At 32.3% G+C, this 15,000-nt stretch carries 12 protein-coding genes and 1 tRNA gene; 6 read left to right on the plus strand and 7 right to left on the minus strand.

Annotated features, from left to right (window positions below):
- Nucleotides 1-42 precede the first annotated feature (42 nt).
- The 3 genes from ACKI42_RS02625 to rpsO form a co-directional block, all read right to left on the minus strand.
- Entirely contained in the window at nucleotides 43-2,226 is a 2,184-nt protein-coding gene (locus tag ACKI42_RS02625; protein ID WP_407402164.1) for a polyribonucleotide nucleotidyltransferase, read from the minus strand.
- A gap of 185 nt (nucleotides 2,227-2,411) precedes the next feature.
- Nucleotides 2,412-3,581 (minus strand): acyloxyacyl hydrolase, encoded by a 1,170-nt coding sequence (locus tag ACKI42_RS02630; protein WP_407402166.1) that lies wholly within the window; start codon nucleotides 3,579-3,581, stop codon nucleotides 2,412-2,414.
- Between the two features lie 146 nt (nucleotides 3,582-3,727).
- Complete coding sequence (gene rpsO, locus ACKI42_RS02635; protein WP_407402168.1) at nucleotides 3,728-3,997, minus strand: 30S ribosomal protein S15; 270 nt, start codon at nucleotides 3,995-3,997, stop codon at nucleotides 3,728-3,730.
- Nucleotides 3,998-4,171: 174 nt separating this feature from the next.
- Here rpsO and ACKI42_RS02640 point away from each other — a divergent pair, with 174 nt between their 5' ends.
- The 3 genes from ACKI42_RS02640 (at nucleotide 4,172) to ACKI42_RS02650 (ending at nucleotide 6,876) form a co-directional block, all read left to right on the plus strand.
- Nucleotides 4,172-4,729 carry a pyruvate decarboxylase gene (locus ACKI42_RS02640; protein WP_407402169.1) on the plus strand — a complete coding sequence of 186 codons (558 nt, stop codon included), beginning with the start codon at nucleotides 4,172-4,174 and terminating at the stop codon, nucleotides 4,727-4,729.
- Between the two features lie 77 nt (nucleotides 4,730-4,806).
- Nucleotides 4,807-6,129, plus strand: a complete 1,323-nt coding sequence (gene mgtE / locus ACKI42_RS02645) for a magnesium transporter (protein WP_407402171.1) — start codon at nucleotides 4,807-4,809, stop codon at nucleotides 6,127-6,129.
- A 21-nt stretch (nucleotides 6,130-6,150) separates the two neighbouring features.
- Nucleotides 6,151-6,876 carry an ABC transporter substrate-binding protein gene (locus tag ACKI42_RS02650; protein WP_407402173.1) on the plus strand — a complete coding sequence of 242 codons (726 nt, stop codon included), beginning with the start codon at nucleotides 6,151-6,153 and terminating at the stop codon, nucleotides 6,874-6,876.
- A gap of 172 nt (nucleotides 6,877-7,048) precedes the next feature.
- Here ACKI42_RS02650 and ACKI42_RS02655 read toward each other — a convergent pair whose 3' ends face one another.
- On the minus strand, nucleotides 7,049-7,498 hold the full coding sequence (locus ACKI42_RS02655; protein WP_407402175.1) for a GAF domain-containing protein: 450 nt from the start codon (nucleotides 7,496-7,498) through the stop codon (nucleotides 7,049-7,051).
- Between the two features lie 17 nt (nucleotides 7,499-7,515).
- Nucleotides 7,516-8,943, minus strand: a complete 1,428-nt coding sequence (locus tag ACKI42_RS02660) for a TonB-dependent receptor (protein WP_407402177.1) — start codon at nucleotides 8,941-8,943, stop codon at nucleotides 7,516-7,518.
- Between the two features lie 54 nt (nucleotides 8,944-8,997).
- Here ACKI42_RS02660 and ACKI42_RS02665 point away from each other — a divergent pair, with 54 nt between their 5' ends.
- The 3 genes from ACKI42_RS02665 to ACKI42_RS02675 all read left to right on the plus strand — a co-directional run bounded on the left by ACKI42_RS02665 (nucleotide 8,998) and on the right by ACKI42_RS02675 (nucleotide 11,218).
- Nucleotides 8,998-9,765, plus strand: coding sequence for an MBL fold metallo-hydrolase (locus ACKI42_RS02665; RefSeq protein WP_407402179.1), 768 nt, complete (start codon nucleotides 8,998-9,000; stop codon nucleotides 9,763-9,765).
- A 68-nt stretch (nucleotides 9,766-9,833) separates the two neighbouring features.
- A tRNA-Leu gene (locus ACKI42_RS02670) sits at nucleotides 9,834-9,915 on the plus strand.
- A gap of 172 nt (nucleotides 9,916-10,087) precedes the next feature.
- The gene (locus tag ACKI42_RS02675) at nucleotides 10,088-11,218 is read left to right on the plus strand and encodes a tyrosine-type recombinase/integrase (protein ID WP_407402181.1); all 1,131 of its coding nucleotides are present in this window, start codon (nucleotides 10,088-10,090) and stop codon (nucleotides 11,216-11,218) included.
- Here ACKI42_RS02675 and ACKI42_RS02680 read toward each other — a convergent pair.
- Together ACKI42_RS02680 and ACKI42_RS02685 are read right to left on the minus strand one after the other, a co-directional pair.
- On the minus strand, nucleotides 11,215-13,074 hold the full coding sequence (locus ACKI42_RS02680; protein ID WP_407402183.1) for a hypothetical protein: 1,860 nt from the start codon (nucleotides 13,072-13,074) through the stop codon (nucleotides 11,215-11,217). The genes ACKI42_RS02675 and ACKI42_RS02680 overlap by 4 nt on opposite strands.
- Complete coding sequence (locus ACKI42_RS02685; RefSeq protein WP_407402185.1) at nucleotides 13,074-14,999, minus strand: hypothetical protein; 1,926 nt, start codon at nucleotides 14,997-14,999, stop codon at nucleotides 13,074-13,076. The genes ACKI42_RS02680 and ACKI42_RS02685 overlap by 1 nt, the downstream gene beginning before the upstream one ends.
- Nucleotide 15,000: the final 1 nt, after the last annotated feature.

A 15,000-nucleotide genomic window follows, 5' to 3' on the forward strand; every position in this document is an offset into this window, starting at 1 on the left:
ATGTAGTGAGACAGATTCTTGATTTTAATTGAGATCAAAATCTTACGCTTCGTTTGAAGGTTTTTGCTCAGAAGACTGAGGTGCTTCACCTACTGGCTTTGCATCTGGTCTTGGAGGTTTTGGTAATAATACTTTACGAGAAAGTTTCATTTTCTTACGATCATCATAACCCATAAATTTCACTTCTACCAAGTCACCTTCGTTATAAGGTACTTTGTCTAGACGCTTCCACTCAATTTCTGAGATATGTAATAATCCTTCAGTGCCTTTAGCAATAGATACAAAAGCTCCGAAATCCATTACTTTCACTACTTTCCCTTGGTAAGTTTCACCAATTGTAGGTACAAAAGTAATCTCGTTGATTCTTGCAATTGCTGCATTTATTTTTTCTCTGCTAACACCAGAAATTTCAATTCTTCCAATTTCACCAATTTCTTCAATGGCGATTACAGTGTCTGTATCCTTCTGTAACTGCTGAATAATTTTTCCACCAGGTCCTATTACCGCACCAATGAAATCTTTAGAAATTTCTAGCATCACCATTTTAGGAGCATGAGGTTTCACGTCTTCTCTTGGTGCAGCGATAGTTTCTGTAATTTTGTTTAGGATATGTAGTCTACCAGCTTTCGCTTGTAATAGAGCTTGCTCCATAATATCCATAGAAAGTCCTTGGATTTTGATATCCATCTGACAAGCTGTGATACCATCTGCTGTACCTGTTACTTTAAAGTCCATATCTCCCAAGTGATCTTCGTCTCCTAAGATATCAGAAAGAACTGTAAACTTACCAGATTTCACGTCTGTTACTAATCCCATTGCAATACCAGAAACTGGTTTTGAAATTTGGATACCTGCATCCATTAATGCTAATGTACCAGCACAAACAGTTGCCATAGAAGAAGAGCCGTTAGACTCTAAGATATCAGAAACGATACGGATTGTGTAAGGGTTTTCTTCAGGAATCATGTTTGCTAAAGCTCTTTGAGCCAAGTTACCATGTCCTACTTCTCTTCTAGAAGTTCCTCTTAAAGGTCTTGCTTCACCTGTAGAGAACGGTGGGAAGTTGTAGTGTAAAAAGAACTTTTCGTCATAGTTAGCCATTACACTATCAACCATGTTTGCATCTTTTACAGAACCTAAAGTAACAGCAGTAAGAGACTGAGTTTCTCCTCTTGTGAAAATAGCAGAACCGTGTGCACCAGGTAAGTAATCTATCTCACTCCAGATTGGTCTGATGGTTTCTGGGGCTCTACCATCAAGACGAATTTTTTCATTCAAAATCATCTGACGCATCGCTTCCTTCTCTACATCATGGTAATATACTTTTGCAAATGGAGTAACTTTCGCTAGCTCTTCTTCGTCTGTATATTGTGCTAGAAATTCTTCTAGTACAGCTTTGAATTTGTCTCCTCTTTCTTCTTTGCTTGATGGTTGTTTTGCAACCTCATATACTTTATCGTAAGTTTCTTTCCAAACCTTTGCACGAATTTCTTCGTCGTGGTTTTCATGAGAATATTCTCTTTTTGGTAAAGATTTCCCTACTTTTTCTGCTAATCTCTCTTGAGCTTCCACTTGCTTTTTGATTTCCACATGTGCAAATTGGATCGCTTCTAGCATTTCTTGCTCAGAAATTTCTTTCATTTCGCCCTCTACCATTACAATAGAATCTTTAGTAGCACCCACCATAATATCTAGGTCTGCTTTCTTAAGGTCTTCATAACTTGGGTTGATAGAATATTCTCCATCAATTCTTACTACTCTAGCCTCAGACATTGGTCCGTTGAAAGGAATATCTGTAATAGCGATAGCTGCTGATGCTGCTAAACCTGCTAAATCGTCCGGAATAGATTGTCCGTCGTAAGAAATTAATGAAATCATTACTTGAACTTCTGCATGGAAGTCCTCTGGAAATAATGGTCTTAAAACTCTGTCTACAAGACGCATTGTCAAGATTTCTTGATCTGAAGGTCTTGCTTCTCTTCTAAAGAAATTTCCAGGAATTTTACCACCTGCGTAGAATTTTTCTCTGTAATCTACTGTTAATGGAAGAAAATCTACACCATCTTTGGCTTCTTTGCTGGCTACAACAGTTGCTAAAAGCATTGTTCCACCCATTCTTACTACCACAGATCCGTCAGCCTGTTTTGCTAATTTACCGGTTTCGATAGTTATTTCTCTGCCATCTGCAAGAGTAATTTTTTCTGTAATTGCTTGAGGTATACTCATAAATTGATTGGTTTGCACTCCGTATTGAGCGCTTTTAATTATTATATTTTCGTCTAAATATTCGAATACAAATTTAATGTAAAATTTGCAAAAAAATTGAATTTACAAAAAAAAGCTTTCTAAACTGCCTTATTTAAACTCAAAATTTTAGAAAAATAAAACGATAACTTTCTTACTCATAGGCATTATAAACTTTTTCTAGGAAAAGTATACCCTATTTTCCACTCTAGATAATTGGCTACATGAAATTGATATGCATTAATTCCAAAAGAAGCAAAAACTCTACTATTAAACTGATATTGCAGTCCAATTTTTTGGAAAAATGGTGTTTCATCATATTTTCTGCCTTTCTTAAATGCATAATAACCTGCTCCAATATTGATATACAAACGATCTATCATCAATCTGTAAGTAGGTATTATACTGAATAAAACTTGATTATTAGAAAATCTTTTCTTTTGCATCAAAATATGATCCTGAATATACATGGTATGATTGTATTCGTCATCTTGAGTAATCCCAATGCCCAATCCTACAGCCGATTTAGCCGAAAATTGTTTCATGTACGATGCTTCTACTCCATAGACTGAATAGTTGTATCCCTCAAAGGGTTTAATATCATGTCGGTCTTCACCACGATAGAAAAAATTCTTCCTCGCGACAAAAGCAGAAATTTCAAAACTCCCAGATTTATTACGAGATGTATTTTCTTCAGTTTCTGGTGCGTCTAATGATTTTTGAGGTCTTTCGGGATAATAAACTAGAGAAATTTGTGGTGCAAAGGTATTGAGTCCTCGATTTGGGACTTTTAGAGAACCATTAGAAAGATGATTAAATTTTAAGTTAAAACCGAGATTAAAATTATTCGTGAGTTCATAGTACAAACCCGAACTTAACCCTATGTACATATTGGTTTTGGATCCGAGCGATGAATTCATATAACCTTCATCAAAATTGTAAGGATTTGAATTGCATGAAACACCAAATTTGACCTTATAATCCCATCGTAATCGCTTCCAATTTTTTATATCGGAACTATAAATTCCGAATACGGCAAATGGAGATCCCATTTCTTTATTGGAGAGGAAATCATATCCGATTATACCTATACCATAGTGAGTATTGGGGTATAATTTTTGCCACTTTTTTTCGCCATTTGGATATTTTAAAATTTCAAGTGAATATCCTAAGTAGGATTTGTCTTCATAGTTTTTTAGCTGATCATTGGTGGGAAGTACTGCTCCATTTTCTACGGCAGCAGAAAAAGACCAAGTAGCTTTTGGTATAGAATCTACACGCTGTGCTCTAAGGTAATTGGCAGAATATAAACATAAAAATAGGTAAAGTTGCTTCAAACAGTATATTTTAAAAAAGAGCAAATATAGTTTTTGAAAGCTAAGGAAGGAAGAAATACATTAATGTCCTTAGAAATATTTAAGCATTAAGCACAAAAAAAGCAACTTCTTGTGAAGTTGCTTTTGCTTTTTGAAAATCTTTATGATTATTTTCTAATTCCAAGTTCAGCAATAATTGCTCTGTATCTTGTAATATCTTTTTTCTTAAGATAATCTAATAAACTTTTTCTTTTACCTACCAATTTTACCAATGATCTCTCAGTAGCAAAATCGTGACGGTTCACTTTCAAGTGCTGAGTTAAGTGGTTAATTCTAAAAGTAAATAGAGCTACCTGACCTTCAGCGCTTCCAGTGTCTGCTGCAGATTTTCCATGTTTTGCGAAAATTTCTGCTTTTGTTTCGTTTGTTAAGTACATTCCAATATTTTTTTAATGATTATTATGTAACGGGTGCAAAAGTACGACTAATTTCCTAGTGCACAAAACAATATTGATTGTAAATATCAATAAAATCAAAAAATTATGTTAAGATATCTTAAAAAAAATTATGTTATCCAATGAAAAGGCACTAATTTTGTGGACTATAAAAAGATGAAAAAAATTTTATTTTATACGCTTATCACTTCAATTTTTATAATCAGCGTTACTCCTTGTAATGCACAGAAGGCAAGTTCTGATGATAAAATAAAGAAAATCTTATACTTCAACCCAGAAGTAGAACCATATATTGAGGAAATAAAAGAACCCACAAACCATGCTTTTTTTAGTGCGGTTTCGGATAAGCTTAGCACTCTAAAAAAGAATAAAATGCTCCGTTCTGATATAGATTTGGTATACGATAGTATAGATGCTAAAACCATCATGGAATATAGTAAAAACAACGATGCTGACTTCGTTGTAGTGCCAAAAGTAAAATACTTCAAGGTAGGAATTGGTAAATATGTATTTTCTAACCAAGTTATAGTAAGCATGAAACTATTTGATGCAGATGGCAATCTTATTACCTCTTCTAGCTACGATACTTACAAGAAAAATATGCGTCTCCTTGGGACCGCAGCCAACTCTATAAAAATAGGTACAAACGGAGCATTGAAAGATATTATTAAAGAATTGCGAAAGTTGAAAAACACTTCTACCGAAACCTTATAAACTTATCTTTATCTAATTAAAAACTACTCAATTCTTGAAAAATTCAGTTAATTTTGTATGGCTAGAAATTTCAAATTTTGAATTACAAAGAAGAACTCACATTCAATCCTGCAGATATTGCAGAGAGACTCAGCGAACTCCCTGCTGATGAAAGGTTGTTGGCTTTCTTAAAGGTTCCGAAAGAATATAAAGCCAATGTATTTTCTCATCTAGATCCCAATTTTCAGGAAGAAACCATACGATGCATTGGTAGCGATGACGTTTCTGAAATCCTGAATGCGATGACGCCTGATGATAGAACAGGATTGTTTGAGGATTTTCCAGACGAGCTCATCAAATATTCTATTAATCATCTAAATCCTCAGGAAAGAAGAATTGCCTTGAAATTGCTAGGTTATCATGCGGATTCTATTGCCCGACTGATGACTCCTTATTATATCCAAATTCGAAAAGAATGGACGATAAAAAAATGTCTACAACAGATAAAAAAGGTAGGAAAAAAGGTGGAAACCATGAATCATCTTTATGTAGTAGACGAAAGAAATAGGCTAATAGACGATATTGCCCTTGGAAGTTTATTATTAAACGAAGAAGATACGCTTATCTCTGAAATTACGGATAATCAGTTTGTAGCCATACGCACTACAACATCTAAGGAAGATGCCGTAACGTATTTTGAAAAATATGATCGCTCTGCGCTACCCATTGTTACTGATGCTGGCGTATTAGTAGGAATTGTAACCATAGACGATATTTTAGACCAAATTGCTCAACAAAACACCGAAGATATACAGAAATTTGGAGGTGTAGAAGCATTAGACGATCCCTACATTCAGACCCATTGGTTTGAAATGATCAAGAAAAGGGGACTTTGGCTCATTGTTCTATTTTTCCTTCAGCTAATTACAGCTTCAGTGATGGGATATTATGAAGTAGAAATAGAAAAAGCTGTTGTATTGGCACTTTTCATTCCACTTATTATTTCTAGTGGAGGAAATTCTGGTTCTCAGGCTGCTACACTTATCATTAGAGCGATGGCATTGCAAGAAATCACGATAAAAGATTGGTGGACTGTAATGAAAAAAGAATTGGTAACAGGGATTGTTTTAGGAACATTTTTAGGAATTATCGGCTTTTTCAGAATTATGATTTGGCACAAGATGGGTTGGTTTGATTATGGAGATTATTGGTTTTTCATAGCGCTTAGTGCTGGGATTTCTCTTTCAATGATTGTGCTCTGGGGAACACTTTCTGGTTCTATGGTTCCTTTTATTTTAAAAAAATTCAAATTAGATCCTGCAACTTCTTCTGCGCCTTTTGTGGCAACATTAGTTGATGTTACAGGACTTATTATCTATTTTACCATCGCTGGAATTTTCCTAACCGGAAAACTTTTGTAATTTTAGGCAAAGTCTTAAACTATGAAAGTTATTTCGCTTGTACCTTCTATTACAGAAGCGATATTGGATTTGGGTGTATCTGAAACCGAATTGATAGGCCGTACAAAATTCTGTATTCATCCTCAGGAAAAAGTAAAAAATATTGCCATCATTGGAGGTACGAAAAACTTATATATAGAAAAAATAAAAAGTTTGAAACCGGACCTTATTATTGCAAATAAGGAAGAAAATACCAAAGAGCAAGTAGAAGAACTAAAACTCCATTTTAAAGTTTCGGTTACTCAGGTTGCTACCATTGAGGATAATTATTATTTGCTAAAAAACCTAGGAAACATCTTTCATAAAGAAGAAAGAGCGCAAGCTTTTAATCTAAAAATTTATGAAATATTTAATCAAAATAAAATTAAAACTCCATTGAATGTTGCATATCTTATTTGGGAAAATCCCTATATGACAGTAGGAAAAGACACCTTTATTCATCATGTTTTGGAAGAAATTGGCTTTCAAAATTTATTTAAAAACACTACTCGTTATCCTATTATCAATATTGAAGATTTGGCAGAAGCTGATGTAATTATGCTTTCTTCGGAGCCTTTTCCTTTTAAGGATAAACATATTGAGAATTTTAAAAAAAATTATCCAAACAAGATAGTATTGATAGTAGATGGTGAAGCTTTTTCTTGGTACGGAACTCATCTTGCCAAATGCGAAGTTTATTTTGAAAATCTAATTAAAGAATTACAATAAATTTTTAACTAAATTATTTTTTTTCCTAACCGCAAGAGGTATTGTGGTAAAAAATAAGCGCTATTTAATTTATCTTATATTAAATAAATTTTTAGTTTAAAATAAAAAAACTCAAGCCGAAACTTGAGTTTTGTATGAATAATCACTCTTTAAAAAGTGAATTATTATTAAATTAAATAATTTTAGAAACCTCTGCACAAAGCCATTCTAATAACTCCAAATCTTCTTTAGTAAAAGGATCTAGCGTATGAGAATCTATATCTATCTGACCTACGTTTACTCCATCTTTGAAAATTGGAACTACAATTTCAGCTTTGGTATCGATAGAGCAACTTAGATAATTATCTTGCGCGTGAACATCTGGAACGATGAAGGTTTGATTGGAAACAGCAACTTGCCCACAAATCCCTTTTCCGTAAGGAATAATGGTATGATCTGTCTCTGCACCTACATAAGGGCCTAACTTTAATTCGTCTTTGTCTCCATTTTTAAAGTAAAAACCTGTCCAATTAAAATACGATATTTCTTGATCTAATAGATAACAAACTTTTTTCAGTTTGTCTTCTGTATTGTGTGTAGGGCTTTCTAATATAGATGAAAGTCTTTTTTTTAATTCAGACATAATTACTGTATTATTTATTAAGAAAATTGTTTTAAAGATAATTCTTGTTTGTATCCAAACATTCCTCTTTCTTTTATCATTTCGGCAACACCTTCTGGCAATTGGTTTTCCCAACCACTGACATTACAAGCTATTTTTTTCAAGATTTCTCTAGAATAGATTTCTAGATATTCTGGGTTGTAGTTTTCAATGTCTACTATACGATTATTTAACTTAAAGTATTTGTAGAGTTCTTTCAGATTATCCTCTACTTTAAGGTTTGAAGAAGTCAACAATTCGTGGTTTGAAGGATCTTTGTAAGGATAAAGATAGACGCGCATTCCGTTTCTAAAGAATTTACCAAAAGCCTCAAGTATTCCACCAGAAAGATTTCTGTAATATTTTTCATCAAATACCATTAACAAATTATTCACGCCCATCGCTACACCAATATTTCCGTTGGTATAGTGAGAGAAATAATCTATAAGTCTATAATATTCTGAAAAATTAGAAATAATAACGGTGTAACCCAGTTTCCCAAGAACATCTACCCTATCCATAAAATCTCTTTCGTCGATATCTCCATCTGCTTGCAGATTGGAAATGGTAATCTCAATCAGTATTTCTGTTTCCTCTTGTGTACAAATGGCATCTTTTAGGAACATATCCATTCCGTTTTGAAGCATATCTATATTCACTTTGGTTACTGGTCTAAAACTTCCTCTTACTGCAAATATATTTTTTTTGTACAAAACATCTGCTGGAAGCATATTGTTACCCTGAGAATTGAAGATTACAGCATCTGTCATATTATTTTTCACCAATTGTAGAGACATCAATCTGTTGTCTACATAGGAGAATGCGGGACCGCTAAAATCTATCATATCAATCTCTAGATTATCTTTATCAATATCATCATATAAAGATTCTATCAGTCTTCTAGGATTGTCGTAGTAAGTAAAAGCACCAAAAATAAGATTCACTCCAAGATTCCCAAGTGTTTCTTGCTGTAATGTTGGATCATTTTCTTTAAATTTAACATGGATCACAATTTCGTTATAATCTTCATTTTCACCTACCTGAAAACGCAAACCAACCCATCCGTGACCTTGCTGAGTTTTGTTAAAATTAATAGTGGTTACCGTATTGGCATAAGAGAAAAATTTCCTACCTGGATTATTTTCCCTAGAGATTCTTTCTTCAATAAGAGCTACCTCATAACGAAGCATTTTGCGAAGTCTGTTTTGGGTCACATACCTATTTTTGACTTCTTTACCGTAGATGGCATCACTAAAATCTTTATCATAGGCTGACATTGCTTTAGCGATTGTACCTGAGGCTCCCCCTGCTCTAAAAAAATGTCTAACAGTTTCTTGCCCTGCACCAATTTCTGCGAAAGTACCATAAATAGTAGGATCTAGATTGATTGTTAAAGCTTTTTGTTTAGGAGTTAGTTTCTGATACATTAGGACGTAAAATTTTTTGTAAATTTACCAAAATTAAACCAACCTGAAAACAAAATGAAGTTGAAATTTTTAGGAACGGGAACATCTCAGGGTGTACCTGTGATAGGTTGTACTTGTGAAGTGTGCAAATCTCAAGACTCCAGAGATCATCGTTATAGAGCATCAGCAATGATAACTACGGATAATGGAGCAAAAATACTAATAGATTGTGGACCCGATTTCAGACAACAAATGCTATGCAATTCGGAAAATTCTGTAGACGTGACATTAATCACCCACGAGCACAATGATCATATAATCGGTTTAGACGACATGCGTCCCTTGATATTCAAAACTGGCAAAAATATTCCGATTTATAGCCTTGAAAGAGTAGGAAATGAAATAAAAAATAGGTTTCCTTATGCTTTCGCTGATGTAAAATATCCAGGAGCACCTTCTTTCGATTTGTTTAGCATAGAAGATAATCCCTTTACAATTCTTGATACCACCATCACTTCTATTGATATATGGCATGGAAAACTAAAAATATTAGGTTACAAGTTTAAAAAATTAGCCTACATTACAGATGGAAGCTTGATTCCCGAAAAAGAAAAAGAAAAATTGCGTGATCTAGACGTTTTGATTTTAAATTGCATCAGGAAGACAGACCCACATCCTGCCCATTTTATACTTCCTGATATTCTAAAACTTTATGTTGAACTTCGCCCAAAGAAATTATATCTCACCCATATAAGTCACCATTTTGGGATGCATGAATTTGAAAATAAGGATCTTCCTAACGGAATATCCCTTGCCTACGATGGTTTGGAGATTTTTTTTTAAAAAAAAGTTGAGAAAAACTTTTGAAATACCAAAAATAGTTCTATCTTTGCATCACAATAAATCAACAAGCCCAGTTGGCGGAATTGGTAGACGCGCTAGACTCAAACTCTAGTATCGAAAGATGTACCAGTTCGATTCTGGTACTGGGTACAAAAAGAAACATTACAGGTTAAAGACAATTCATCAGAATTGTCTTTTTTCCTTTTATTAAGGTAATTTGCAGCATGTTGGCTATAATTTATAATTAAAAGCTATGCACACAAATTCAGTAATTCAGAGCGTGTTTGACACGAGAAGAGACACGAAAAAGATTTTCGTGGCTATGACACACAAATTTTCAATTCGTTCCGATAAAAATAGGGATGGTAAATCTTTGGTTTTTTTGATTGTGAGATCTGGAAAATCAAAAACAACAATGAATCTTGATATCAAGATAGAGGCAAAATATTGGGATAATATTAAATGCCGCGTTAAAAAATCGAATAATTCTGAGAACTTCAATATTATACTAGACACTATTGAAGCTAAGATTATCACAATCAAACGTGATTTTCTGATGTTAGAAAAAGTTTTAACACCAGAGCTACTGGTAGAGAGTATTAATAACAATACTCCAGAATTTGATTTTATTTCATTCTGTACCTTTCATAGTTTAAATGGAAACTACAAACCGAATACTTTGAAGGCTCATAAAACAGCAATTAATAAGCTCAAAGAATATCGAAAAGATATTCCTTTCTCAATGCTGTCAATAGAATTTTTTGAAAAATATCGAAAATATCTTATCGCTAATAAAGGCAATAGAGATCCTACTTGTTTTACTGATTTTAAAATCATCAAAAAATTTATAAATCTAGCGGACGAAAAAGGAATACGACTAGGATTTAAAAAAGAAAAATTTATAGTACGTGAACCTAAAACTACTCCAGTATTTTTAGAAGAAGAAGAAGTAGGAAGAATGCACAAATATTTTTTTAATGAATTTATAAATAAACATCACATCCTTCCACTAGGATATTTTCTATTTTCATGCTACACCGGATTAAGAATCTCCGATATTCAAAATTTAAGAAGACAAGATGTTGAACAAGATATTTTTCGATTTCGCCACGTTAAAACTTCAAATGATCAGTATATGAAAATCACTGAAGAGTTGCGAGTTATTCTCAACTATTGCCCAGAACTTTTCGTGGAACGACTTAGTGATCAAAAAATCAACCAACATTTGAAAAAAATAGCGGAAACGTGCAAAATTGAAAAAACAATTTCAATGCACGTTGGCCGCCATACTTTTGCAACAACTATTTTAAAAAACTCTGGAAGTATAGCAAAACTTTCTAAACTTTTAGGTCACTCTTCCATAAAGCATACGGCAATTTATGGACATCTTACTGATCAGGATGCTTTGGTGGAAATGAGCAAAATATCTTATGAATCTAAAGATCAAATTTAATAAACTGTTTCGGTTGTTATTTCAATTGTATAAGTACCTTCAGATAAATCTTTGGTCCAACTTGTTATAATATGAATATTATTGTAGCAAAAAATATAATCATTGATTTTAACATCTAATTGAACTGCAGGTATTTTGAAACTCCAATTAAATTCCACACCATTAACACGCTGCCTTAGCCATTTTTCCCAATTTGAGTAAAACAAATCAGGAAAAGTGGCTTGAGGTTTTGCGATAGCGTTATTTTCTCCATTTATCAAACCATTATAAAATACCAATGCTAAACATGAACTATCATCTCGTTTAACAGAGGCTGTTAAAGGTGAATTAGTTTTTACCTTTTCAATAGGGAGAGGGTAACCATTTATATCAATTACTGTGGTATCCTCATCTGCTACTTTATTTATTTTTGCACCTGTTTTATCATAAAAAATACTATTTAGCTGGTTATTACCATCTATATCAGAATGTTTTAATAGAAAACTACGTTTCTTATTAAAAGTTCTTTTGGGATATTTAATTTCGCTTCTTTCAAAATTTTTAATATTGGTTGGTTCTCGATCACCGATTCTATCCATCCAAATATTTTTTTCATGAATTGTGAAACCGAAGTTAAACCAATTTCTGGTTATATTAATTAGTTCTCCTACTTTCATATCCGGAACCGCTCGCATTAAATCTATTTCATTACTATTAGAAACCACTGCATCGTCATTACTTGTGGGTGTGCCTGTTGTCACAATAGAGCTTGATTTCAAATCATATTCTAGAACATTATAATTCTCGTTAAAATTAGATACCCCACCTTCAATAATAAATTTTAATTCCGCATGGTTCACGTTTAATTCTAAAGAAAATGGTAAAACTAAATCGGAAAAGCTCCAATAAAATTCATCGTGACTCCAAATATCATTGCCATTAATCTGAATTTTGCATTTCAAATTAGTTCTATCACGAACTTTTATTTTGAATTTACCATTGATGAATATCTTGTCATTAAAATCTAAATTTATAATTTCACTATAAAAATATCTTGGATAATATCTCGTAAATAACAATCCATTAATTGTTTCAGTGTAATTTACAACATCTTCAGTTTTATAATAATCATTCATACTCACTGAAAATGCATTTTGAAACTGAGATACTTTACCAAAATATTCGGTTCCAGAAAAAACCCAAGCGTCTTGAAATATTGGATCTGTTAAAATATCTCCCTTCAAAGTAAACCCAGCATCAATAAAACATTTTTTCAACATGTACAGATAGTGTATGCAAGGGTGAATTATATTTTGATTAAAAATGTTTCCTGCAGAATCAACATAGTTTTTCTTCATAGCACCAGCCACAACATCTAGGTCATTATAGTAACCATTGAAGGCATCCCACATTTTTTCTTCAGGTGAATATTTTGGAGTAAAAATTCTTGGAAAATTAAAATTAGTTTGAGGATATCTTTTAGTGCAAATATCTTTTGCGTAAATGTGAATATCTGTAACGGTAAATTTTTCCCACGACAATTCAGATAACTTTTTATCCCAGTTCGGTAAATCTTCAAAACCGAAATCAATTTGCCCAGTTAGATATTTACCTTCTATGGATTCTATTTCAAGTTTTGCCTCGCTTAAATAATTCTCAAACAATAATGTCCATGGAGCCGTATTTGTAAGTGTCCAGCTTTCATAACTTTCATAATCACCAAATGATGCGATAAATTCTTCATCTACGTAAATCTCAAAAGGAAAAAAATATTTTGTAGACATTTTATCACTTACTTTAGAATTGCTTTCCTTGATTGATACTTTTTGGTTGCTTAAATCAAGAACTTTATTTTCGCTATATAATTTAATTTCCATTATATCTCAACAATTAAAAATTCAACATCTCTATTGATTACTTCTTCTGAAGAATCATCTAATATTAGTTTTGCAGTGGTTGAAAAACACCTATATATTATATCATCGATTTTTATAAATGCAAGTTTACTTTCAACCATTTTTTCTACCAATAATATTTCTTCTTTTAAAATAAAACCAGTGTTAATATTTAGCATTTTTACTTTTGAAAAATCATATTTCTCATTTTGATTTTTGAAAATACTATTGGCATAGATGTGACTAAAATCAGAAGTTATTTTATATTCTCCTGTTAAGGTTAACCATTCCGGACATAGATTGTTATTTTCAAAATGAATAGAAATAATATTGAAATATTTTGGGAAATTATAATATTTTACGCTTTTATCTGCATAGACTAATTCATCTATATTTTCTGAATTTTCAATTCTATCAACTCGAATTTCCTCCCCAATTATCTTTGAATTGAAAATTACAGATCTATTATTTTTTTTCCTAAACAAGAAATTTGAAAGCAATGGATAACCTAAAGGTTTCGCTCCTGGAAATAATTTAATATCAGTTAATGATTCGGAGAGTAACGTCACATAATTACTATCAAGTTCTTCACAAATAATATTTACTACCGCATTCTTCATTAAAAGGAAATTCTCTGGAATACTGAAGCAATCTGATTTCCTCTGTGGATATTGATTATTAATTTTTTCACCTAAATTGAAAGATGCCTTTTCGGAAACATAAGGTACAAAATATATATTTTCTTTTATAGACTCAACTCCTTCCAAATTAAATTTTGCTGTTACACTAATCCTAATAATCCGTGCTGAGCTATTCATTCTATTGAATATAATACTTGGAATGTTTCTGCAAAAAGTATTACTCCCTGGATTAAAAGTCATGAAAGAAATTACTTTTAAAAAAACTGGAATGCTTATATTTTTATTATCATAACTCAATATAATAACATCTGAGTATTCTCCTCCACTAATGTTTGAGGAAGAAACTGTAGATACTGTAATATACACAGAAGTATTACCACTATTTTGTGAAAGAGTAAGCCATGAAGGTGCTGTAATTGTAAAGTTTTTGTTTTCAGGATTTGTGATGTAAATAGTATTATTTGCTATCTGTGGAGTTGCCTTGTTAATTGTATAACTGAGAAAATCTTTATCAACAAAAATATCAGAATTCAATCCAATAGTTAGATAAATATTAACATTTGCTATCTTAGAATTATCCGACTTGTATAATGCACCAGCAACATTTACACTACCTTGATTAGGCAAATTTACATTAGTTGCGACATTTAGTTCTTCCAGTGTGAAGGCATCGATTACATTCTCTTTAGTAACGAAATTATCACCAATAAATTTCAAATTAAGTGGTTCTGTATTGTTAACGACATTAACATTAATATCACCACTAAGCACATCTGTTTGCCTATTATAGAATACATTGTACTGGTTTTTTTCAACAGAAATACTAGCACTTGAATTATTAAATATGGTGAGTGTTACAAAATATGAAACAACATCATATATACTAATTATATTGTTATTAGTTCCTGATGCTTCAAATATAATCTCAGCATTATAAACTCCATTAGGCAGCGTATCAATATCATGAAGCTGAACAGAGATATTTTTATTGTTACCTCCTGTCATTACAACAGTGGAACCATTGATTGATGGACCGCCTAAACTTAACCATGCAGACACAGGCTGTGAAAAAATTACATCGAATCTTACATTAGGACTAAATACTTGATAATTCTGAATTGTAAGTTTCAAAATATTAGCTAACGGTTGTGAATTATTGGCATTCCAAGTTAAACTTTCAGAGTTATTATTTAGAAGTAAATATAAGTAAGGCGAAGAACCTCCTGTACCGTCATTCGGATCTATAGTTATTGGTGTGTATGGCATA

The sequence above is a fragment of the Chryseobacterium sp. genome (assembly GCF_045629545.1).
Lineage (GTDB): Bacteria > Bacteroidota > Bacteroidia > Flavobacteriales > Weeksellaceae > Chryseobacterium.